General features: G+C 42.6%; 23 protein-coding genes. 10 read left to right on the top strand and 13 right to left on the bottom strand.

Annotated elements, in window-relative coordinates; all coding sequences use genetic code 11:
• The first annotated feature begins 70 nt into the window (after positions 1 to 70).
• The 5 genes from mnmA to CTT31_RS09750 all read left to right on the top strand — a co-directional run bounded on the left by mnmA (position 71) and on the right by CTT31_RS09750 (position 5,286).
• The gene (mnmA, locus tag CTT31_RS09730; RefSeq protein WP_010379287.1) at positions 71 to 1,171 is read left to right on the top strand and encodes a tRNA 2-thiouridine(34) synthase MnmA; all 1,101 of its coding nucleotides are present in this window, start codon (positions 71 to 73) and stop codon (positions 1,169 to 1,171) included.
• Positions 1,171 to 1,773, top strand: coding sequence for a high frequency lysogenization protein HflD (gene hflD / locus CTT31_RS09735; protein ID WP_010604919.1), 603 nt, complete (start codon positions 1,171 to 1,173; stop codon positions 1,771 to 1,773). The genes mnmA and hflD overlap by 1 nt, the downstream gene beginning before the upstream one ends.
• 275 nt (positions 1,774 to 2,048) lie before the next feature.
• On the top strand, positions 2,049 to 3,419 hold the full coding sequence (purB, locus tag CTT31_RS09740) for an adenylosuccinate lyase (RefSeq protein WP_039497692.1): 1,371 nt from the start codon (positions 2,049 to 2,051) through the stop codon (positions 3,417 to 3,419).
• Positions 3,420 to 3,506: 87 nt separating this feature from the next.
• Entirely contained in the window at positions 3,507 to 4,694 is a 1,188-nt protein-coding gene (locus CTT31_RS09745; RefSeq protein ID WP_211857661.1) for a ribosomal protein uL16 3-hydroxylase, read from the top strand.
• Positions 4,695 to 4,827: 133 nt separating this feature from the next.
• A complete protein-coding gene (locus tag CTT31_RS09750; RefSeq protein WP_260491182.1) occupies positions 4,828 to 5,286 on the top strand; it encodes a GNAT family N-acetyltransferase in 459 nt (152 codons plus the stop codon).
• Here the strand turns inward: CTT31_RS09750 and CTT31_RS09755 are convergent.
• Entirely contained in the window at positions 5,270 to 5,719 is a 450-nt protein-coding gene (locus CTT31_RS09755) for a DUF4826 family protein (RefSeq protein ID WP_017219474.1), read from the bottom strand. The two genes, CTT31_RS09750 and CTT31_RS09755, sit on opposite strands and share 17 nt — an antisense overlap.
• 289 nt (positions 5,720 to 6,008) lie before the next feature.
• Here CTT31_RS09755 and CTT31_RS09760 point away from each other — a divergent pair, with 289 nt between their 5' ends.
• The 5 genes from CTT31_RS09760 to CTT31_RS09780 all read left to right on the top strand — a co-directional run bounded on the left by CTT31_RS09760 (position 6,009) and on the right by CTT31_RS09780 (position 13,011).
• Complete coding sequence (locus tag CTT31_RS09760; RefSeq protein WP_052258383.1) at positions 6,009 to 6,767, top strand: MipA/OmpV family protein; 759 nt, start codon at positions 6,009 to 6,011, stop codon at positions 6,765 to 6,767.
• Positions 6,757 to 7,830, top strand: coding sequence for an efflux RND transporter periplasmic adaptor subunit (locus CTT31_RS09765; RefSeq protein ID WP_211857662.1), 1,074 nt, complete (start codon positions 6,757 to 6,759; stop codon positions 7,828 to 7,830). The genes CTT31_RS09760 and CTT31_RS09765 overlap by 11 nt, the downstream gene beginning before the upstream one ends.
• A 104-nt stretch (positions 7,831 to 7,934) precedes the next feature.
• Entirely contained in the window at positions 7,935 to 11,000 is a 3,066-nt protein-coding gene (locus tag CTT31_RS09770; RefSeq protein WP_211857663.1) for an efflux RND transporter permease subunit, read from the top strand.
• A complete protein-coding gene (locus CTT31_RS09775) occupies positions 10,997 to 11,662 on the top strand; it encodes a response regulator (RefSeq protein ID WP_211857664.1) in 666 nt (221 codons plus the stop codon). Before CTT31_RS09770 ends, CTT31_RS09775 begins: the two co-directional genes overlap by 4 nt.
• On the top strand, positions 11,659 to 13,011 hold the full coding sequence (locus tag CTT31_RS09780) for a sensor histidine kinase (RefSeq protein ID WP_211857666.1): 1,353 nt from the start codon (positions 11,659 to 11,661) through the stop codon (positions 13,009 to 13,011). The genes CTT31_RS09775 and CTT31_RS09780 overlap by 4 nt, the downstream gene beginning before the upstream one ends.
• A 62-nt stretch (positions 13,012 to 13,073) precedes the next feature.
• On the opposite strand, the gene CTT31_RS09785 is transcribed toward CTT31_RS09780, so the two are convergent.
• The 12 genes from CTT31_RS09785 to CTT31_RS09840 all read right to left on the bottom strand — a co-directional run bounded on the left by CTT31_RS09785 (position 13,074) and on the right by CTT31_RS09840 (position 23,509).
• The gene (locus tag CTT31_RS09785; RefSeq protein WP_211857669.1) at positions 13,074 to 13,589 is read right to left on the bottom strand and encodes a DUF7691 family protein; all 516 of its coding nucleotides are present in this window, start codon (positions 13,587 to 13,589) and stop codon (positions 13,074 to 13,076) included.
• 63 nt (positions 13,590 to 13,652) lie between these two features.
• Complete coding sequence (locus CTT31_RS09790) at positions 13,653 to 14,675, bottom strand: biotin/lipoyl-containing protein (RefSeq protein WP_211857671.1); 1,023 nt, start codon at positions 14,673 to 14,675, stop codon at positions 13,653 to 13,655.
• A gap of 125 nt (positions 14,676 to 14,800) precedes the next feature.
• Positions 14,801 to 15,751 (bottom strand): sensor histidine kinase, encoded by a 951-nt coding sequence (locus CTT31_RS09795; RefSeq protein WP_260491183.1) that lies wholly within the window; start codon positions 15,749 to 15,751, stop codon positions 14,801 to 14,803.
• A gap of 4 nt (positions 15,752 to 15,755) precedes the next feature.
• A complete protein-coding gene (locus tag CTT31_RS09800) occupies positions 15,756 to 16,295 on the bottom strand; it encodes a heme NO-binding domain-containing protein (protein ID WP_039497675.1) in 540 nt (179 codons plus the stop codon).
• Between the two features lie 130 nt (positions 16,296 to 16,425).
• Positions 16,426 to 17,823, bottom strand: coding sequence for a hypothetical protein (locus CTT31_RS09805; RefSeq protein WP_211857675.1), 1,398 nt, complete (start codon positions 17,821 to 17,823; stop codon positions 16,426 to 16,428).
• A 100-nt stretch (positions 17,824 to 17,923) separates the two neighbouring features.
• The gene (locus tag CTT31_RS09810; RefSeq protein WP_039497670.1) at positions 17,924 to 18,220 is read right to left on the bottom strand and encodes a DUF1330 domain-containing protein; all 297 of its coding nucleotides are present in this window, start codon (positions 18,218 to 18,220) and stop codon (positions 17,924 to 17,926) included.
• 29 nt (positions 18,221 to 18,249) lie between these two features.
• The gene (gene gloA2 / locus CTT31_RS09815; protein ID WP_039497668.1) at positions 18,250 to 18,639 is read right to left on the bottom strand and encodes an SMU1112c/YaeR family gloxylase I-like metalloprotein; all 390 of its coding nucleotides are present in this window, start codon (positions 18,637 to 18,639) and stop codon (positions 18,250 to 18,252) included.
• 118 nt (positions 18,640 to 18,757) lie between these two features.
• Positions 18,758 to 19,519, bottom strand: a complete 762-nt coding sequence (locus tag CTT31_RS09820) for an SDR family oxidoreductase (RefSeq protein WP_211857677.1) — start codon at positions 19,517 to 19,519, stop codon at positions 18,758 to 18,760.
• 6 nt (positions 19,520 to 19,525) lie between these two features.
• Positions 19,526 to 20,413 (bottom strand): 3-hydroxyisobutyrate dehydrogenase, encoded by an 888-nt coding sequence (gene mmsB / locus CTT31_RS09825; RefSeq protein WP_010604932.1) that lies wholly within the window; start codon positions 20,411 to 20,413, stop codon positions 19,526 to 19,528.
• A gap of 12 nt (positions 20,414 to 20,425) precedes the next feature.
• Positions 20,426 to 21,565, bottom strand: coding sequence for an enoyl-CoA hydratase/isomerase family protein (locus CTT31_RS09830; protein ID WP_222240636.1), 1,140 nt, complete (start codon positions 21,563 to 21,565; stop codon positions 20,426 to 20,428).
• Positions 21,565 to 22,341, bottom strand: a complete 777-nt coding sequence (locus CTT31_RS09835) for an enoyl-CoA hydratase (protein WP_130164219.1) — start codon at positions 22,339 to 22,341, stop codon at positions 21,565 to 21,567. Before CTT31_RS09835 ends, CTT31_RS09830 begins: the two co-directional genes overlap by 1 nt.
• Before the next feature lie 10 nt (positions 22,342 to 22,351).
• Positions 22,352 to 23,509, bottom strand: coding sequence for an acyl-CoA dehydrogenase family protein (locus tag CTT31_RS09840; protein ID WP_260491184.1), 1,158 nt, complete (start codon positions 23,507 to 23,509; stop codon positions 22,352 to 22,354).
• Between the last annotated feature and the right edge of the window lie 91 nt (positions 23,510 to 23,600).

Raw genomic sequence — 23,600 nt, forward strand, 5'->3', positions numbered from 1 at the left:
ACGTGCAATTTAAAGAGATTTGAGTATAATAAGCGCTTTCTATCTGAGCATTAAGATTAATAGCGAAATTATGAGCGATAATAGTCACATTAAAGTCATTGTCGGAATGTCCGGCGGTGTAGATTCTTCTGTATCTGCCTACCTTTTAAAACAACAAGGCTATCAAGTTGAAGGCCTGTTTATGAAGAACTGGGAAGAAGATGACAATGATGAGTATTGTGCAGCAGCTGAAGATCTAAAAGATGCTCAGGCAGTGTGTGATAAGTTAGGTATTGAGCTACACACCGTAAACTTTGCTGCTGAATACTGGGACAATGTGTTTGAACACTTCCTTGAAGAATACAAGGCTGGCCGTACACCAAACCCAGACATCATGTGCAACAAAGAAATCAAATTTAAAGCATTTTTACAATTTGCAGCAGAAGCGTTGGGCGCGGACTATATCGCAACTGGCCACTATGTTCGTCGCGCGGAGCGTGACGGTAAATTCGTTATGCTTCGTGGAGATGACGAGAACAAAGATCAAAGCTACTTCCTTTACACATTGAGCCATGAACATATTGCACAAACACTCTTCCCTGTCGGTGAAATTGAAAAGCCAGAAGTGCGTAAAATTGCAGAAGATCAAGGCTTAATCACGCACGATAAAAAAGATTCAACCGGGATCTGCTTTATCGGCGAGCGCAAATTTAAAGACTTCCTTGCCAAATTTTTGCCCGCGCAGCCTGGTGTGATTGAAGATTGTGAAGGTAATCATGTTGGTGAGCATGAAGGCTTGATGTACCACACGCTAGGTCAACGTAAGGGCCTATTAATTGGTGGTTCAAAAGAAGGCAACGGCGAACCTTGGTATGTGGTCGATAAAGATATCGAACGTAATGTACTGGTTGTTGGTCAAGGTAAAAACCACCCTCGCCTGTTCAGCAACGGTTTAAACGCAAATCAACTACATTGGGTCGACCGCGTAGGTCCGCAAGGTACAACTCGCTGTACGGTAAAAACACGTTATCGCCAAACCGACATCCCTTGTACGTTATTAGTTGGCCAAGATGGTATGGCACGTGTGCTATTCGATGAGCCACAAAAAGCCGTAACTCCTGGACAATCTGCGGTATTCTACGCAAATGACGTGTGCCTTGGCGGCGGTATTATTGAGTCGGTGATTAAATAATGCAAAACCAATACGTAATGCCTCTGGCGGCAATGTGTCAGATCAGTAAACTGGTACAAAAATGTGCGCGTTACGGCACCTTCAATGAAAACGAAGTTGAGGGCTTTTTAAAAAGCATTATTAACACTTCTCCTGAACGCCCAGAGGACGTTTACCCAGACAAATTTGCCATCAAAACAGGCTGTCGAACGCTAATTGAGCAGCTTTCGGCTGGCGGCGAAAAAGACGTTGAAATGGTTAAATATGTTGGCGCGATGATGCAATTAGAGCGAGTGCTAAGTAACGATAGCAAATCTCTTGATTTGTTAGCACAAAAAATTCAGCAAGTTGAGCGCCAGTTATTACACTTTGATATCTGTGAAAGCCAAGTTGTTGCCGCACTTGCCGACATTTACGGTCAAGTAATAAGCCCTCTTGGTCCTAAGATCCAAGTATTCGGTAAGCCTGAGTTATTAAAACAAACAGCAACACAACAAAAAATTCGGGCGCTATTACTCGCGGGGATCCGTAGTGCAGTACTGTGGCGCCAACTCGGCGGTAAACGTCGTCATTTCTTTTTTGCGAAAAAGAAAATCATTACTGCTGCAAAAAGTTATATGTAATACCAATTTGTCGTAATACTTGCTCAATTTGAAGGAGCAAGTCTGACGCTAACAGGGTTAAGAATTTCTTATTTAGAACAACTAAATAGCTAAATTTTCGCCTTGCCTACATGGATGTAGATACCTTGGCGTGAGCAGGATGCAGAAGCGGTGTTATCGACTAGATTTTATCGCCTCAAAGTAGACCACTTAATTAATCAAGTTGGTATAAAATTCGTAGTGGTTCTAATGCCACTATCTAAGTATCGTTCAAAAACAAATAGTTAGGAGTTATTATGGAGCTTTCAGCGTTAACCGCTATCTCTCCTGTGGATGGTCGCTATGGTAGCAAGACCAAAGAACTGAGAAGCATCTTCAGTGAATTTGGCTTGATCAAATACCGCGTCATCGTAGAAGTTCGTTGGCTACAAGCGCTAGCGAGCAGCGACGCCATTAAAGAAGTACCTGCTTTCAGCGATGAAGCCAACGCACTTCTTGATAGCATCGTTGAAAACTTCAGCGAAGCAGACGCAGCACGCGTAAAAGAGATTGAGCGCACTACTAACCACGACGTTAAAGCTGTAGAATACCTTCTTAAAGAAAAAGTAGCTGACAATGCCGAGCTAAATGCCGTCAATGAATTTATTCATTTTGCATGTACCTCTGAGGACATCAACAACCTTTCTCATGGCCTAATGCTAACTGAAGCGCGTGACACGGTATTACTGCCATACTGTGATGAGCTACTGAGCGCAATCAAAGACAAAGCGGTTGAGTATAAGTCAATTCCAATGATGACTCGTACACACGGCCAACCAGCTTCACCATCAACCATGGGTAAAGAGTTTGCAAACGTGTATGTTCGTCTGCAACGTCAACGCCAGCAAATTGCTAACGTACAAATGCTGGGTAAAATCAATGGTGCCGTTGGTAACTACAATGCTCACCTAAGCGCTTACCCAGATTACGATTGGCATGCACACAGTGAACGTTTTGTATCAAGCCTAGGTTTGACTTGGAACCCATTCACAACGCAAATCGAACCGCATGACTATATCGCTGAGCTATTCGATGCGATTGCACGCTTCAATACTATCTTAATTGACTTTGACCGTGACGTTTGGGGTTATATCGCGCTAAACCACTTCAAGCAAAAAACCATTGCTGGTGAGATTGGTTCTTCAACAATGCCTCATAAAGTTAACCCTATCGACTTTGAAAACTCTGAAGGTAACCTTGGCATTGCTAACGCTATCTTTGCGCATCTTGCACAAAAGCTACCAGTCTCACGCTGGCAACGTGATCTAACTGACTCAACGGTTCTACGTAACTTAGGTGTTGGTATGGGTTATGCGCTTATCGCGTATCAAGCAACGCTAAAAGGCGTTAGCAAGTTAGAAGTTAATGCTGAGCGTTTACTTGCTGAGCTTGATGATAACTGGGAACTACTTGCAGAGCCAATCCAAACGGTAATGCGCAAGTACGGTATCGAAAAGCCATATGAAAAGCTAAAAGATCTTACTCGTGGTAAACGCGTAAACAAAGAAATCATGGCTGACTTCATCGATAACCTAGACTTGCCAAATGAAGTAAAAGCACAAATGAAAGAAATGACGCCAGCAAACTATATCGGTCGTGCTGAAGCGTTCATTGACGAACTAAACTAAGTATAAAGCGACACCAGCTTTTTACTACTTGGTATAGAATAAGCGAAAGAGTGCACTCTTTCGCTTTTTTATTACTGGAATTTCCCTATGTATCAACTGCAAATTAATGACCTTACCTTCGAACAATTTCTTGCCCAGTATTGGCAAAAGAAGCCATTACTCATCAAACAAGGATTCCGAGACTTTGAAGACCCAATTGAGCCAGAAGAACTTGCCGGCCTTGCAACTGAAGAATGCATAGAATCTCGAATTGTTACTAATCACAATGATAACTGGGAAGCCCATCACGGCCCTTTTGAACAATTTGATTTACTCACCGATAGCAACAGCACCCTGTTGGTCCAAGCCGTTGATCACTGGCACCCACAAGCCGCACAATTAATAGAAGCGTTTAGATTTATACCAAATTGGCGTATAGACGATCTGATGATCAGCTTTTCGACGCCTGGTGGTGGCGTTGGCCCACACTTAGATCAATATGATGTCTTTATAATTCAAGGACAAGGTAAACGTCATTGGCGAGTTGGCAAACAGGACAACAGCCTAAAGCAATTTGCGCGCAACAAGAGCCTATTACAAGTAGAGCAATTCGAAGCAGTCATTGATGCAGTCCTTGAACCAGGTGATATCTTATATATTCCACCGGCTTGTCCTCACGAAGGTTACGCAGTCGAGGATGCTTTAAACTACTCAGTTGGCTTTAGAGCGCCTGATCAAAAAGACTTGCTGTCTAGCTTTGCTGATCACGTTATTGATATGGAAGCTGGTAAACGCCGTTTTAGCGACCCAGAATTACAACTTAGAGCGTCTATTGGCGAAGTAACCTGCGACGACCAACAGCAGATAAAGTCTCTGCTCAATGCTTTAATTGAAGATAAGGCACTATACAGTCAATGGCTTGGAAAAACACTCAGCGAACCAAAACATGAGATGGATCTCGCACCATTAGACCCCATAATTGATCCTCTGGAGCTTCTCGAGATCGCCAAAGATAACCCATTGATTTATCGCGCTGGTGGAGTACGTGCTATTTACCAAATCTGTGACGATCATATTTTGTTCAGTGTTAATGGTGAAAACTATGAATTAGACCATCATTGTTTAGATGCCGTAAAGCAGCTAAGCGATCATGTTGTGTTTGAGTTTAATGCAATAATTCCTGCATTAAATAGTTTGGAATTTAAACAAACGTTAACTAAACTGATTAATGATGGGACCTACTTCGTTGAAGACAGTGATCCAGCCGATGCTGACTTCGATGAGGGCTGGGAGTAGAGCCTGTTAGAACAAGATAGCCGCGTTCACAAAAACAACAATATGCCGCGAAACCCTTGATCTTCAAGGTTTTCGCAAGCTCTAGCTTGTCGCTAAACAGGGAATGCAGGTGCAATCTGTAGATGGGGGCAGTATGAGTTATAGGATCAGTAGAGTAACTTGGCAAACCAAAAAATTGGAGCTCAAAGCGATACGCGAACGCGTATTTGTGTATGAACTTCACATTCCTAAAGAAGTTGAATTTGATCAGCAGGATATCACAGCCGAGCACTTAATTATTATTGACGAAATCGACGGGCCAGTTGGCACAGGACGACTGTGTGAAGATGGGTTATTAAGCCGTATCGCGATATTCAAATCTCATCGTAATCGAGATGCCTACGCTTCGTTGATTGGGGGACTTGTTGACTTGGCAAAAGACAAAGGCTTTGAAGATGTTTTTATCCAATGCATTTTGGATGAAGTGCCCGAATTTTTACAATCAGGGTTTTCCACACATGGTCACGTATTTATGGAAGCAGGCATTCCAAGACAGCGCTTGAAATGCCCTATCCAATCACTCAAGATGGATCCGTTTACGATGCTTCATTAGCCCAAAGTTCGTCTTTAGCGAAAAGGTCATATAGACCGTGAGCTCGGTTTACTAGTAGATTAGCAAACTGGGCTTGTGTTTTTTCTACTGGCTTTGCAGACATAATTTCTTCCGCTTTCATCTGCCAATGGAATGAAAAGTAGCGCAGTGCTTCACGAGCTGTAGCGGCTGCTGATGCCTCAATATGATCCGTTGGTAGATTACCTGTGATCACCCAATACTTTTTGCCGTTTTGACCTTTGATTTTCCAAAGCGCAACCAATGGTTCAATGTAGCGACATTCTTTTTCAATAATACTCTGCGGTAACACCCCTTTATCCGCGAGATGTTTTTGTGCAGCTTGTACGCAGCTACGCTGCCATTGTATTGATCTTTGCTGCTGTTGTTCTGGTGTTAACGCCTCTTGCTGCGGTTGGTTTTGTTCTTCACTCATTGTTCGCCCTTTTATTCTTTTTAGATTACCGAATAGCATTTTACTTTATCGTTATTTACGCAGTGCGTTTCATAGCAAATTATCCAGCAAATCGGTTTTGATTCTTATACACCAAGCACTCAAACGCTTGCGAAGTTACCTGATACTAAGCTTTTGCAGTCATAACGGCAATACGAACGAAGGAATTTTGAGTTTATATGATTAATTACTGAGCTGTAAGTTTCGAGAAAGTTTCTTTTTCTATTCTAGCCACATCAACATGATTACTTAAACTCAAGGAATACTGACTATGGCTAGATTACTATTAACGATCACTACTTCTCTTTCATTCTTTTGTTGTTCGTCAGCGTTTGCTGAACAGCAGCCCCAATCAGAAGCGCTAAAATGGGGGATCGGCGGCGCTATTATTGCTCAGGACCAAGGTTATATAGATATTGGAAATGAAACAGAGTTTGTACCGGCCATCGCCATACAATATGGCGACTTCAACCTACTAGGGCCAAGAGCAACCTATAAACTATATCAAGCCGAACAATTTGAAATCAGTGTGGGTGCTCAATTACGGTTAGATGGATTCGAGGCAGCTGATAGCAAGTTCTTTACTGGCATGGAAGACAGAGATATGAGTTTCGATGCTGGATTTGAAGCAGAATATGATACTAGCTTTGGTGAATTTGGATTCGAGTTTATGCATGACGTGAGTAGTACACACGAAGGCTATGAAGCCAGCGTAAGCTATGGTGTACCATTTAGATTTGCTGACGGCAGAGTATACCCGTATATCGCTGCGAACTTTCAAAGTGAAGACCTTGTTGATTATTACTATGGTGTCAGAGTAAACGAAGCATTAAGTTCTCGACCCTATTACCTTGGTGAATCCAGCACTGCACTCGAAGTCGGTATTCAAAGCGATTGGTTTTTTGGTAAACATCATATGCTTAAAGCTGATGTTAGTTACACCAGTTACGGTGATGAAATAAAAGATTCTCCCCTTATCGATGCCTCTGGCAACGTACAAGTTTTGCTTGGGTATGTGTATGTTTTTTAGATTAGCAATAATAACGATCACCTTAACGCTTCAGGGCTGCGGTGATCCTTCAAACCTAGAGACTACTGCAGAAAAACGCTCAACGACGCTTATTTCAGTACCTGTAGAGTTAGCTACAACTATTCCGACGAAGCATTTTTATAGTCGAATTACAGGCAGTGATGTTGTCTATGTTGCTTCCCTGTCACAAGGGAGAATTGAGTCTTTATATGCCTACTCAGGTCAATTAGTTAAAAAAGGAGACGTGCTAGCGTCACTCTATTCTCCAAGACTTAGCGCCCAGCTGCGTGAAAAACAAGCGTTACTAGCCAGTTCTAAACGTACTGAGCAAAAGACACAGATTGATTTCGACCGAGCTAAAAAGCTCTTTACGGAGAAGCTTATAGCAAATTCTGCGCTTGAGTCCGCAAGGCTTGCGTTTAATATTGCAACCCAGCAAGTCCAAGCAGCACAAGCTCAGGTTGAAGAGGCAAAAAATGCACTGAATGAGAACAAAATATTCGCTCGAAAGGAAGGTATCGTCACCAATATTTACGCTCGTTCAGGTGATGTTGTCTCTGCGGGACAGCCAATTTTCCAACTCCAGACATTATCTACGCTAAAGGCTGAATTTCAGCTCCCTGAACAAGAATTTATTGCTTTACAACTTAACCAAACCGTTCGCATAGCCATTCCTTCGCTAAGCAAAAGCCTAAGCGGTAAAATTATAGAGAAAGGTTTACCCTCTAATGCCGTTGGTAAGCTTTTTAAACTTATCGTCGATTTGGAAGTGAGTGACTCTGAACTAGTTGGCCTGCATAGTCGTCTTGAGCTCCCTATCACCAATACACCACTCTATAAAGTGCCAAGCAACGCAATCCACTATGATGCCTTGGGGCAAGCCTATGTGCTGGTTACTGAACCCAAGGTCCAAAGACGCGATGTGACTATTTTTGACAATGATGATAACCAAGTCATAGTCACAGCACCAAAACTGATGGGTAAAAACGTACTCATCACATCGGAGGCTAAGTTAAATTTTAACTTGGCGCTACTGGAAGGTGAGTCTCATGAACAAAAGTAGAAGCTTATTAGTCCTATTCTCGCACTTTGTATTTAACCGACTTCAGCAGCGCTTATTTACAAGCATTACTGGCAGACCTATCAATAGGTTACAGGAGGAAGTTCATGGATAAGCTTCTCCCATCTAATTATCTCACTCCACGTCTAGTACTCGGGCTAACTCTGCTGCTTGTATTCACAGGTATTGTAGGCTGGTTTAAAGCAAAAAGTCAGGAGGACCCCAGCTTCCCCTATCGAAATGGCTTTATTCAAATTGTAAATCCAAGTGCTAGTGTCACTCAACTCAATGATGTCGTTGTTAAGCCACTTGAGCGACGTTTAGCAAAAATTGATGAGATTAATACCATACACGCACGGATAAAAGCTGGAAGTGCTGTTATCGATATTGAGCTTAAAGAGCAAGTGTATAATACCGCTTTAGTTTGGCAACGCATCAAAGATGATGTAGCACCACTGGGGGCAAGCTTAGTTGATAGCCAATTCTATGTAATAGATCGAGCACAAGATACTCAAGGGATAGTCTTAACCGTGCGCACGGGAAAAGGATTAACAGCAGATAGAAAGCTCGCCCTCGAAGTACGCGATGAGCTTGAGTATCTCGACGTTGTGAGAAGTGCCTCGCTAGTAGGCGACCCCGGGCTTGAATTGGCAATTTCCTATTCTCAAGAGCGAATGCTCGCTTTTGGCCTCTCGCCAGCAGAGATTGCAAAACAGCTACGGGATGCCAATCAGCAAGATAGCCTTGGCGTATTGTCGCAAAATCTAAGTGCGCTATCGCTATTGCCTGTCAATCACCTGCGTAACGACGCTCAGTTAAAAGACGTACAAATAACAACACCTGACGGGTCAAAAATCCCACTCAGCACTATCGCTGATATTGGCTACCGGACTGCCCCAGCTTCAAGCGAGCAATTTTGGAAAAATGGTCAACGAGTCATCGGTATTGCATTATCTCTACCGCCCAACCAGCATAATATCGCTGATGCTGGAAATACTATTAAACAAGCTATCGCCGACATTAATGCACGATTTACAGATGCTCCCATTAAAATTGAGATTTTCCAGCCCGACTGGTCTCAAAAACGCCGTGAAGGATTAGTAAATTCTCTAATTCAAAGCTGTGTCGCTATTTGCGTTGTTTTATTACTATTTCTTTCGGTACAAAGTGCGATTGTTATCAGTTTAACCCTACCCGCTATCGTGTTTTCGTCACTTGCGTTATTTATTACTTTCGATGGCGTTATTCACCAAATGACCATTGCTGGCTTGGTACTCTCATTGGGCTTGATGGTTGATAATTGCATTATCGTAGCTGAGCGCCTGAGTTATTTACGCAGCAAAGGGTTTACGATGAGATCTGCCTTGACGCACTCTGTGAACGAATTGAAAAAACCGCTTGCGGCGGCAACAATGACTACTATCGCAGCATTCGTTCCCATGCTATTGGCAAAAGGCAGTGTCGCTGATTTCATTGCTACTATTCCAGTGCTCGTTATCATCTGCATCTCATTGAGTTATGTTGCAACACTACTACTGCTTCCTGTACTGTTTGTTTATTTCCCTATTTCCATCCCTTGGCTAGTAAGGTGGCAGGAAACCGTTACTCAGAAACTTTCAACATTTGGCTATCAGCTAGCTCATAAAACATTACAACATCCCGTATACACGATTGTGGCCGCTACTGCCATGCTATGCACTTTACTTTCGCTACCCAATGCCAACGGCAAGTTCTTCCCAAATGCTAACCGCAATCAGATTTATATCGACGTCCAATTGCCGTTAGCTAGCCACATAGAAGCAACAACCAAGACAGCAAATCAAATCGCCGAGTATGCCCTTCAGTATCCTGAAGTCAGCAAAGCGATGGTATTTAGCGGCTTTTCAGGTCCAAGGTTCTACTATAACCTTGCACAAAAACCAAATGAATCCCATATTGCTCGAGTTGTATTAACGTTGCAGGATGATGTTAACCCGCCTGAATTTTCGCGCTTCATCGATAGTAATTTAAACAAGCAATTTCCTGAAATCTTAATCAACGCCCGTGAGCTCGGGCAAGGGCCTCCTATTGAGAGCCCGATTGAGTTGAGGTTGAGTGGCAATGACCGCAATGCTCTATTCGCAAGCGCTGAAGCTATGCTTATGCACCTCAGACAGCACCCTAAAATCACTTCCCCATATCGTAATTATAGTTTGGGCGCTCCTACCATTAACTTAGAAGCTCAGCAACTTACCTTATCAGCCTTGGGTTTAGCACGCAGCGATATTGCCGAATATATAGCATGGCGTAGCTCTGGACTAAAAGTAACAACTCTTGATTATAATTTCGAACCGATAGATTTGATGATTGTTGACACTACTTCTAATCAAAGTAGTACTGATATTTTAAATACTCAAATCATGCTACCCAACCAATTAAGCATCCCCCTATTTGCGGTCTTGAATGCCGAGGTTATTGGCACACCACCATTTATTGAAAGGCGCGATGGCAAGTTTGTAATGTCTATAAAAGCAGATGTCGCTATGGGAAGTGACGAAGAAGAAATCCTCGAAGCGTTACATCCGACCTTCCTAAAAATCGCGCAGCAACATCAAGTGACGTTAATGTTTGGCGGGGAATTGGAAGAATCAGAACAGGCTAATGGCGCTTTACTACAAACACTTCCTTTTGGAGTCGCATTGTTATTTGGGGCATTAATGTTGCAGTTTAATTCATATCGTTTAGCAATATTGGTGATGCTAACTATTCCCCTCGGCGTTGTAGGAGCGCCAGCTATGTTATCTATCGTCGGAGTACCCTTTGGCTTTATGTCAATATTAGGTGTGCTCGCGCTTATGGGTATTGTAGTGAACAGCGCAATTTTGCTGATTGAGCATACTCTTGAACATTTAAATCAAGGCACAGAGCTATCGCAGGCAATTTGTTTATCGGTACAAACGCGTCTTCGTCCTGTTATAGTAACTACATTAACAACCATAGTTGGCATGTTGCCGCTAACTTCCAGTGCAAGCCCTTTGTGGCCACCATTAGCCTTTGCAGTAATTGGAGGTTTGCTGACTTCAACTTTGCTTACGATGCTGATATTGCCGCTTATACTGAAGTTTTTACTATCAAGTAAACGTTTTCAAAAACCACAACTAGAAACAGAAAATAAGGAAATATTAATTCAATGAGAGTGCTAATCACTGAAGATAATCAGCAGCTTGCGACATTTATACAGCAAGCAATTACTCAAGATGGTCACGCCGCTGATATTGCTGCAACTGCTGCACAAAATGAACAGTTAATGCAAAGCTGGCAGTATGATGCCCTCATACTAGATTTAGGCTTGCCAGATAAAGATGGTTTAGAGGTTATTCGCTCAATTCGAAAACAACAAAATGGATTACCAATTTTGATCCTCACCGCGCGTGGCAGTGTCGATGATCGCATCAAAGGGCTTGATTTGGGTGCAGATGACTACCTGAATAAACCCTTCGCGATTGACGAGCTTAAGGCAAGACTTCGAGCATTGCTGCGTCGCCCGAGTACCTACACCGGAAACCTATTATCACATAACAATCTTGCTGTTGATACAAAGGCACGTCGTGTCACCGTTGGCTGTGAAAATTTAGCGATGGGGAAAACGGAAGTTGCCATTTTAGAATATATGATCCGAAATGCAGGTTTAACCGTGGGCAAAGATGCACTTTACGATGCTATCTATGCCATGGGTTTCGAAGTAACGGATAATGCAATCCAAGTTGCAGTGCACAGGATCCGCAAAAAACTAGAATCGTCCAATGCACAAACAACTATCAATACACTGCGCGGTATAGGATATATTTTGACATGAAGCAACTTTCTCTCGCGAAAAAGATATTTCTGCATTTTTTTATTATTGGATCTGCAGTATTCAGCTTGATTGGTGTTAGTTTATATTTATTTTCCACAAATTATGCCAATCTTGCTGTTGAGCAAAGCATGGTTGGTATGAGTGAAGACATTCAAGAGCAACTCTACTTTGATAATACGAATAAGTTAATATATCAATCTGACAGCGTGGCCGAGAAATGGGGCTATGATGCTTTGTACAATAACCTCGTGTTTCGCGTCACACACGCACAAACTGGTACTGTTTTGCTGCAGTCTACGACCAATGAGAGTAGTTCCTCGGCGTTGCAAGCATTGATTGATACTAAAGATATCCCCCTTGGATATTCTCACCTTAATGGTATTGATCGTTATCGCATCGAAACCAACATTGACACCGTCCCGGTGTTCGTCGATTTGGGCAGAAATGATCTTATTGGCGAGCTTGCCAATGAAGCGGTCATGCCCGTACTGAGCCAAGTCTCTATTTTTATCATCAGCGCGGCATTTTTAGTGTTTATGGTTGTTGGATATCTGTCTATTCGCTCTATTGTTCGGCCCGTGAAAAGCGTTGCGGGGCAACTACAAAGGATAAGGCCTGAACAACTCAATTTTAGGCTAAGTGAGCAAGGTCTCCCTGTTGAAATAGTTCCCATTGTGCATTCGTTGAATCAAGCGATGGCAAGAGTCGAAACAGGTTTTGATGAACAAAAGCGATTTGTTGCTAACGCAGCCCATGAGTTAAAAACCCCGCTTGCAATTCTCAATACCCGTGTTGAACTCGCCCAGTTAGATAAACACACCCACTCTGGTATTTTGGCGGATGTAAGTTATATGACACGTGTTGTACAGCAATTGTTAGACCTGTCTCGTGCACAGAGCCTTAACGCTTACGAAAAGCATTCGCTCAGTATTGTACCGTTAGCAAAAGAAGCCTGTATGATGCTGGCGCCATTATCTGTCACCATGGATAAACAGCTAGAACTGGAAATTGATGATACTGGAGAAATAATTACAGGCGATCAGTCCTCCATTCATATCATGATAAAGAATCTCATCGAAAATGCCCTACGCCACAGTACTGAGCAAGCTCAGATTAAGGTAAAGGCCTCTGGAAAATGTATCGAAGTTATGGATAGCGGCCCTGGGATCGATATCCAAAATTATGAAAAAATCTTCGAGCGTTTTTGGCGCAAAGAGCAGTCATCAATGACTGGCAGTGGTCTTGGTCTCGCTATTGTAAAAGAGGTAGTCGATTTACATCACGCCACATTAGATGTTACATGTCAAAATTATATGGGTGGTGCGACCTTTTGTGTCACATTTAAATGACCACCTCCAAACAGCGCCGTATTTATTGTCAGAAATTTTAATCGGTAGATTGAAACCTCAAATCAATAACCAAAGAAAACCAAAGCTTTGTGGTTTTGAACTGCTGTATCGAAAATGAAGTTCACCGTTTCTATATAGGAAGTTTCGTTAGTATATGGCTCGTCACTACCAAGAAAAACCTGTCGACCCGACTTTAATTCTTCAAGAGGGACACTGTAGAATTCAGGCCAATCATCATTTTTGGGGATAGGAATAAATGCTTTATGATTAGATGGCGTCACATCTTCCATTATGTCTAGAAAGTCATCATGGCGAACCATCTCACCAAATTCTTGGCACAGCATTTCATATAGATAACCGTAAATAAAGTTGTCTTCGTCGTCCTCATCTGTACTCGTTCCATTTATAATATTCGCCATGCAAGCGGCATATCCCTTAACATCCAGCTCTTCTTCTTGCTCTGCAATTTCATCTCGATATTTGGATAAAAACCTATCCAAAAATTGCTGATCTTTACTTCCCCACACCGCTTTTACTTTTTCTGCATCAACTTGATATGCAATGACATTATAACTCATTAAAAATCTCCTTTTTGAGTAAAATAGCTGGTTAACTTCTTTGCAGCTGCTACAAGCGCGAATCTATACCAGCAAAAAATAACCTGCCAGCGCAATAACGATTACACTGGCGGCAAACGTAAACACTTTGCCAGAGCTAGCACCTCCTTCTTGACTGTCTTTGCTACAATCTTCTCTTACATGGGCAATCACTGCAGACTCTGATCGTAAAACCGTTGAAGCTGGACCAACATGGTCATTTGTTAAATCAACATAGCTATCGCCAGTTTGAGTACTAAGAGAGGGAGATTCATTTTTAAGCTGTGTGTCAATAACCGTGCTATCGGTTGCTTCGACTGTAGCTATGTCTTTATGCGCTTCTAAACTATCACATGTAGCCTGATGAGAAGGCCTATTAAGCTCGACCAGCGTAGAAGGTTCATTATCCAAAGCTGGATCTAACAATACTTGAGCTATTAAGGTATCAGTATTATCTTCTTTCGATTCAGGAAGTGTAGTCTCAGGCGCAATATACTCGGGGTGATACAAAGTGACGATCGTTTCACCTGCAACGACTGCTTGCTCAAGCTTTTTGATAAAATCGCACACTACGCCATCATTGGGAGCACAAACTTCAAGGATGGCCTTGTCAGTATAAACATCACAAAGCCTATCGCCACAAGCAACCATATCTCCTTCTTTAACATAGATTTCAATAACCGTTGCACTCTCGACAAAATCGGGTAATACATCGATCTGCACGTCAATATTGCCTTTTCCTTTCAACTCGTGGTCAGTAGTGATGTCTTCATTACTGAGCAGCTGATGAACTCTCTTCGATTCAAGTGCAACTAAGTGGTTTAATTCTGGATCCGGAGTGATTGACATAATAAGCGCATCAGTTTTCAAAACATCGCCTTCGCTCACCACTATTTTACCGATACGGCTGGCTTCTGGCGCTCGTAGCTCCAATACGACCTTACTCGTTTCGATATCACATAAGACTTGATCTTTTGCAACTTGATGTCCTTCAGCTACATAGAGTGTTGCAATTTTTGCAGTATCTATTAACTCAGGCAACACGGGTACTTTCATTTCAATCGTCATAATTTCCCTATTACGTTTAAGTATCCAATTAAAAGATGAGGCTCAAAACCTCAGATGAAAATCACTGATAATATGTCTAATTTAGTCGATTAACGTATTACAAAGTGGGGACAGGTGCAAGCTTCTCACTGCTCCAAAGGAAAGGAAATAGTAAACTGACTACCCACTCCTTCTTGACTCTGAACATCTATTTTCCCTTTGTGCTCTTTTACAATCGCATGAGTAACGGCAAGTCCCATGCCTGTACCTTCGCCGACAGGCTTAGTCGTAAAGAAAGGATCGAACAATCTAGGAAGCACATCAGCATCAATTCCAATTCCGTTGTCGCTAACGCTTAAGATAATATCTTGATCGTTACCCGGTGCGAGTAGCACTTCTATTGATTTATGCGATTTATGGCTCATGTCTACCGCATATTTAGCATTCACCAGCAGATTGATGATAGCTTGTTTTAGCGCTCCCACCTTGCAAAAGATAGTTGGCACATCTTCGACCGCGACGGTTAGCTCGTATCCCTTAAGTTGCCCATGAAGTAAACGAAGTGTGTCTTCAACAATAGACTTTAGAGACGCCCTACCGAAACTATCGTTATTGGAGCGGGAGAAATTCATTAAATCGTTTACTATGGTTTTAATTCGCTCGCAGCCATGCAGCGTGTCATGAACGAGATCCGGCAAATCATTCGTAATTTCGTCAATACGTTGCCTTAAATATATATCAATAAGGCGAGCTTCCAATTGTTCTCCTCTCAATTCATTTCGCTCAAGTAATTTTACTGTCTCAAGCAACTGCAAGATTGGCGAGATATAGTAATTAAGTGACTCAAGGTTCCCCGCCACATATGCCAGCGGGTTATTTAATTCATGTGCAACGCCTGCAGATAGTGTCCCTAACGTCGCCATACGTTCGTTGTTTATTAATACAGCTTGTTGATTCTTAAGCTGCGCTAATTGACGTTCAAGTGTTTGGTTAGCCAAATATAACGCACGCGTTTTCTCTTCAAGTAATGACTCGACTTCATCACGTGCACGACGCTCTCTTAGATACGCCTTTCTATAGTCGTTATATTCAGACATCGAATTAATCCAAATGCAGAATGAGTACGCAATGTTTAGCGCCGCTGTGCATGCACTGTGGATGTTCAATTTTTAGTTTGCGACTGTAAAATTGGGCGGCACCATAAAGTAGCCCTTCCGCACAAAAACACAATTTACGATTCGAGCAATACTCTAATACGATAGTTTTGTCATCTTTCACTATCGCCGCAATAGAGGGGAGATTCGGCTCATCGTAGAGCTTTTTTACCTCCATGTGTATCACGCTATCGATAGATAAAACCAACTCTTCAAACGACGCAAATTTTGACGAGATACCTTTGTGCTTTTCCGCCAAAAATCCAAATAACGACTGCCCGAAAATGGCCAATACATCTGTCAATGGCTTATTCAATTTGTCAGCAACGCCTTGTGCTAACGCAAATAGCTCTGCATCTGGGTAGGATGTAGGGGAAACATAGACCCTTCCCTCGGGTGCATGTGCTTCGAGTAACTCATCCCAAGCTTGCATGCCAATCGCTTCTACAACTAATTCTTCTAAACCTCTAAATATCACGCCGCGCATTAAACTCTCCCTTAACAAAGTTGCTGCGTTATATAGTCAAGACTCACCTCGAAACAAGCCTTTGAATTAACAAGCTTGTTTCGTTCTTAATTAAGTGTAGAACAATATTTGGGATGTAATAGATCTTTCTCTATTCAGCTGTAGAAGTTTGTTCGTCAAGTTTAATTGTATCGAGTTCAATTCTTTCAAGCATAGACATATTGAGAAAGTTATCTAGTTCCTCATTATGCGCAAATACCTTTTCTTTTATGCCTTGATAGTAGTCATTTACAATTCCAGATAAATTGCGCTCCATCCAAGTTTCAACAGAGTCTGAGCGTTTAAACGCATCGGGGTTTTCTTCAACATCTTCTAAAATAGATAGCCACATATTGAGCTCAGCTCGCACAGGCATACCTTCTGACTGCTCCATTACGTCATTCATCCAACCGAGTCCCTGATTTTCATAGGCTTTTATCAGCTGATTGTATAACCTACTTTTTTCGTTATCGTCAGCTGGTGCACCTTTAAATTTAACGTATTCTCGATTGTCAGTTCTAAAGTATTCTGTATTCTCATTTTCGTAATTGAGTTTGCTCAATCTTGCGAACAGGTTATTCGGCTCCCGCGTATCCACTTCGTTTAACATTTCTATAAAAGTAGTTCGGTCATTTGCCTTAACCAAAGTTGCCATATCTAATATGCCACGACTCGTATCAAAATCAGAATTTGCTAAATGCGCGTTCAGATCTAAAAGATCACCGTCTGAGAATTTGTTATCAATGACAAATTTTGCATAGTCATTTAATAATTGGTTGTTCATGTCACCATACGCGTTTACATCTTCAAAAAAGCCTAAACCTCTTACATTTAAATCGAAATCAGCATGGCCGTCTTTATCAAGCAGATAAGCTGGTAAATTTGGTTCAGCGAAGACTTTATTGTCAGCTTGCTCCATCAGCTTAGACATGGTCTTCACCGTATCTTGTAATACCTCATCTGACATATTGCTAAGCTTATTTATTAGCTTGGTAGAATAATCATCCTTTTTTTGATCCAGTAAGTTGATAGTCAACGACTCGACAATAAAATCGGTGAGCTGTCCAAGCTCTTCATCAGTTAATCTGTTAGCAACATCAAGAAGTGCTTCAGTTGGTTTAAAGTGGGAAAACTTTATTTTTTGTTCTTCGTCCAAACGATCGAAAATAGCTAGAAATTCGTCAATTTTCTCTCTTCCTTCAAAATCACCATAGGTATCTTTATAAATATGGCCATTTTCATCCGTCCCCATATGCTCTCGATGAATCCCATAGCGCTTAAGCCCAATCATGCTGAGGTCTAGGTTGAGAAAAAATTCTTTACTGTATGTGACTGGTGATTGTGTGTAAGAAAAATCAATAGTTAATTCATTGTCTGAACTAGGTAATTGATTGGGCTCATCGTCGGCCCTATTTGTCGCAACTTCTCTGACCTTTTCATGTAGTTTTTCTGACGATGTTGAGTTTACAACATTGCCGTTATTCATTTGATATGGTGGTCTTATATTCATAACCTATATCCTTGTTACAAATTCAATTTACCGCGGAGTTATTAAACGTTATCGACCCACATAGAATAAACTTTACCCAATTTTGCTCCTTGTTTTAGCCTTACCTAATGTAGCTCGCCAAAATATCAAACCCACTGACGCTATCTTCAAAGTATCGCGCCTTTATCTCTACATATTCAGCATCACTGAAGAAGGACTCCATTGAAGCTTGATCAGGAAAATATATGGTAAAAAGTCGATTAGCTTGGCACCGTCCCTCTGTTAGCAAGGTTTCTGCAATATGAAAATCGTTACTAAATCCACCACCATATTGTCTTAAGATTGGCTTCATCGCCTCACGATATTTGGCATATCGCTCGCTGTTATGAATTTCCATCGCCACTAACATCTCATACATAATTTAGCCCTTTTAAAGTAGTTATCATCTTAACATTGCTCATAAAGCTCCAGCGGCAAACCATCAGGGTCGCTGAAAAAGGTAAACCGTTTGCCTGTATATTCATCTATTCGAACAGGCTCTACAGCAACTTGATTCTGCACGAGGTGTGCAATACAAGCATCAATATCCGATACGCTAAATGCTAAATGTCTCAGTCCTTGCGCCTCTGGATGTGAGGGTCGTTTTGGAGGATTTGGAAACGAAAACAACTCAATCTGGCTCCCATCAGGCAGCGCAAGATCTAATTTATAGGACGCTCTATCTTTTCGATAGTTCTCACGGAGTACGTGCAACCCAAGTACTTCGGTATAAAATACCTTTGATCTTTGGTAGTCAGAACAAATAACAGCAACGTGATGTATTCCAGATAACTTCAAGCACTTCTCCTCAAGCATTTAGGGTCTTTTAAATAAAAAAGCGGCAATATGCATTGCCGCTTCACACACTCAAGTAGGAACTTGGACTACACGTTGTAAAACCAAGCCTATTTTTTCATTACAGGCGAATGCCGCCGTCAATCTCAACGACACGTCCCGTAAAGAAATCATTTTCAATGATATATTTTGCTGTATGGGCAATTTCTTGCGCTTCACCCAGACGCCCTATCGGCTTCATTTTCACTAGGCGCTCTTTGGCTTCAGGCTTCATTGCATCCGTCATTTTTGTACGGATCACACCTGGTGCAATTGCGCCCACGCGAATACCAAAACGACCTAATTCTTTAGCCCAACTAGTAGTCATCGCAACGACACCAGACTTTGCCGCTGAATAATTGGTTTGTCCCATATTACCAGCGCGCGCAACGCTCGACATATTAATGATCACGCCACCGTTACCCGCTTCGACCATTTTGACAGCAGCTTCGCGGCCGCACAGGAAAACACCTGTGAGATTGACATCAATAACGGATTGAAATTGCGAAAGCGACATTTTATCGATGACTTGCCCATCTTTTGCTTTGAGTAGCAAACCGTCACGCAAAATACCCGCATTATTTATTAATACCGAAATATCACCGAAGTCATTTACGATGGCATTAAACACATTTTCGACGTCTGATTCTTGACTAACATTAGCGACATACGTGTTAACTTGCGTACCTAATTGAGCAAGTTCGTGCTTCGCTTCTGCTAAAACGTCTTCTTGCATATCAATCAGGGCAAGTTTTGCCCCATGCTTTGCCATTTCAGTCGCCATAGCAAGACCTAAGCCTTGCGCACCACCGGTGATCACAACTGTTTTATTGTTAATATCCATAGTGTCCTATTTCTCTGAATAAAGCTTAAAAATCGCACTAAAGTCTTCACTGCCTTTGCCTTGATTTTGCATCAAGTTATACAGATTCTTCGCTAGCGCCCCCATGGGCGTCGCAGAATTCGTTTGCTGCGCAGATTGCATCGCAAGGCCAAGATCTTTAGCCATTAAATCAACCATAAAGCCCGGCTTATAACCGTTCGAAGAAGGCACATTTTCTAGTACATCAGGACATGGGTTGTATAGCTCGAGCGTCCAGTTACGACCAGAGCTGTTTAGCATAATTTCGCTCAATACCTTAGGATCTAAGCCATGATCTACACCCATTTGCAGCGCTTCACTTGTGCCTGCCATAAGTATTGATAACAGCATATTGTTACATATCTTAGCAACTTGTCCGGCACCAATATCTCCAGCATGGAAGATATTCTTACCCATATTGGTCAGTACCACATGCGCACGTTCAAAGTCTGCTTTATTACCGCCGACAATAAAAGTTAAGGTACCGGCCGCTGCACCTGCCACACCGCCAGACACGGGCGCATCGACAAATGAAATACCCGATTCTGCCAACTTGTTGCCAACAAACTGAGCTGATTCAGCATCAATGGTCGAGCAATCAATTACTTGTGTGTTTTTACTAAGGTAATTAATTAATCCGTCATCGCCGGTATACACTGCTCGAACATGTTTGCCTGCAGGCAGCATACTGATCACATAATCGGCTTCGCGACATACATCGCTCACAACCGTCGCTTTCGTCGCGCCACTTGCTTCAAGCGTCGCAACGGCTTCAGGGTTCAAATCGAATACACATACTTGGTGGCCAGCCTTTAATAGGTTAATGGCCATTGGACCACCCATATTACCTAAGCCGATAAATCCTACTTGTGCCATTTAAGTCACTCCTTATAAGTCACGCAATGGGTGATCGTTTTCATCCCAGCGAGGTGCAAAAAAGCGTTCTACCGCGTCGTCTGTAACTTCGGCGACAGATTTAAATCGCCAATTGGGCTTGCCATCTTTATCGATAAGCAGCGCACGAACACCTTCTTGAAACTCACCAAACTCGCCAGCCGTTACCGACATTCCTAATTCCTGCTTAAAACAGTCTCTTAGTGTTTTGCCTGCACTTCTAGTGAGCTGCGCTTTAACCAATGCTGCACTTAATGGAGAACCATGCTTTAATGCAGCCTGTGCCTTGCTTAGCCATTTGTTGTCAGTGCTATCCAACGCCAAAATGAATTCAACCTGCTCTGATAACTCACGTTTCTCATCAAGCGCTTCGAACACTTTGATAAGCGGTTTAATTTCGCTTTTTGGCGGCGCATGAGACGCTTCATCTAGTGACAACAGCAACTGAGTAAGCTTTTCATGATTTAATACATTGGTTTTGCCCCAGTTTACTTCAACTAGGTTTTGTAACAGTAAGCTCAGCTTTTCTGAGTCCATAAAATGGTCGGCAAGCCCAACCAGCTTGGCATCCGCAGCGTTAATGTTTGCAGCAGTGAGACCCAAGAATAGTCCAACGCCCTTTGGCATCTTATTGAGGAAATAGCTCCCACCCACATCAGGGTATAAACCAATGGTGATTTCCGGCATCGCGATGCGCGACGTTTCGGTCATCACTTTATGGCTTGCGCCAGCCGTTAAGCCCAATCCACCACCCATGATGATGCCATTACCCCATAGTAGGATTGGCTTATCATAGTTATGGATTTGATAATCTAACCGGTACTCTTCACTGAAAAAGGTTTCGATTAATGCGTTACTCGTATCAGACGACATTTCGCGATATAAACTCACGACATCGCCGCCGGCACAAAACGCCTTCTCTCCAGCACCTTTTAGCATAACCATTGCTATTTGTGGGTCGTTTGCCCAAGCGTCTAGTTGTGGCGCGAGCAAACGGATCATATCGAGGTTTAAGGCATTTAACGCTTTTGGTACATTTAATGTCGCCAGCGCTATTTTCATCCCGTTATGGCACGTTGCCTGTTCGAATATAACCGGCGCCTCTTCGTGATTTATTAGCTCAAATTCAATCATTAGCCATTTACCCAATTCGCTTTACGCTTCTCTAAAAACGCGTTTACGCCTTCTTTTTGATCTTGCGTATCGAATAGTGTTACGAAAAGTTCGCGTTCAAGTGGCAATGCGCTATTGATAGTGCCAGTGCGGCCTTTTTGAATGAGAGCCTTACAAGCCGTGACCGCAACTGGACTTTGATCTTCTACTTTCTTAGCAAGTTCGAGCGCAGCTTCCAGTGCTTTACCCTGCTCGACCACTTCTTCAACTAAGCCAATTTGCTGTGCTTTATCAGCTTTTAAGCGCTCACCGCATAAAATCATACGTTTTGCCCAGCCTTCACCCACAAGCCAAGACAAGTTTTGTGTGCCGCCAGCACAAGGTAACAACCCTACTTTCGCCTCAGGGAGTGCCATTTGTGCTTGAACTTCGGCAATGCGGATATCGCATGCTAGTGCTACTTCTAAACCGCCACCCATTGCAAAACCATTGATAGCAGCAATTGATACGCCTCTAAAGTCGCTGAGTGTTTCGAACGCTTCGCCAAATACTCGAGACATATCCGCAGCGACTCCTTTGTCGCCGTCAGCAAATACGTTTAGATCTGCACCTGCTGAAAAGAACTTTTCACCTTCGCCAGTGATCACTAACGAATAGATTTCTTTATCTGCATTCAATTCGATTACTAGATTTTTAAGTGCAATTAGTGTGTCTTTTGTCCACGTATTCGCGGGTGGATTTGACATAGTAACAACGGCAGTATGGCCTTGTTTTTCGAGTTTTAATTGTGCAGTCATGATACTCTCCTTATAGGACGCTTGCCGCGCCTTCAGCTAAGATCCGACGTGCAATAATTACACGCATGATTTCGTTTGTACCTTCAAGGATCTGATGAACACGTACGTCACGTAAATGACGTTCAAGTGGATATTCTTTGATATACCCGTAACCACCATGAATTTGCAGTGCATCATCACACACCTTAGTGCCTACATCAGTGGCAAAACGCTTCGCCATTGCACAATAAGTGGTCTTTTCTGGGTCGTTGCTATCCAGTTTAAATGCCGCAAGTCGAACCATTTGGCGCGCAGCCACAAGTTCTGTATTCATATCTGCAATTTTAAATTGCAGTGCTTGGAACGCTGCTAACGGTTTACCAAACTGAGAACGCTCTTGCATATACTGCTTGGCGGTATTAAGTGCTTGCTGGGCTGTACCAATCGAGCAAGTCGCAATATTAATACGACCACCGTCAAGGCCTTGCATCGCAAATTTGAAGCCTTCGCCTTCTTGGCCTAATAGGTTGGCAGCTGGGATCCGGACATTTTCAAGCGTGATAAGGCGCGTAGGTTGAGCGTTCCAACCCATTTTTTCTTCTGCTTTGCCATAAATAACGCCATCAGCATCGGCAGGTACAACAAAGGCCGAAATACCTTTTGGACCGGCTTCACCGGTTCTTGCCATTACCACCAATACGTCTGTTTCACCTGCACCTGAGATAAACATCTTAGAGCCAGACAAAACGTACTCGTCGCCTTCTTTTACTGCTTTTGTTTTTAGCGATGCGGCATCAGAACCAGAACCAGGCTCTGTTAGACAGTAAGAAGCCAATAGCTCACCTGTTACTAACTGATCCATATATTTTGCTTTGGTTTCTTCCGTCGCAAAACTCGCTATCATCCACGTTGCCATGTTATGGATAGTCAACATGGCGGTTGTTGCTGTACAACCCATAGAAAGTTGCTCAAAAATAATACTTGAGTCAAGGCGAGATAAACCCAGACCACCTGCCTCTTCTGGCGTATATAGACCGCAAAAACCAAGCTCACCTGCTTTTTGAATTACGTCTTTTGGAAAAATGTGCTCTTGATCCCATTTTGCAGCATGTGGAGCAAGCTCGCTCATTGCAAATTGGTGCGCCATATCGGCAAATGCTTGTTGATCTTCGTTTAGGTTAAAGTCCACGCTAGACCTCTCTTGCTGTTCTGACACCCTGAATGTGTGTCGGTAATTCTTATCGTTTTGGTAAAAAATAGCGTGCTCCCCCTGCAGAGCA

Origin of the sequence: Pseudoalteromonas maricaloris (assembly GCF_024746855.1) — a bacterium.
GTDB lineage: Bacteria > Pseudomonadota > Gammaproteobacteria > Enterobacterales > Alteromonadaceae > Pseudoalteromonas > Pseudoalteromonas maricaloris.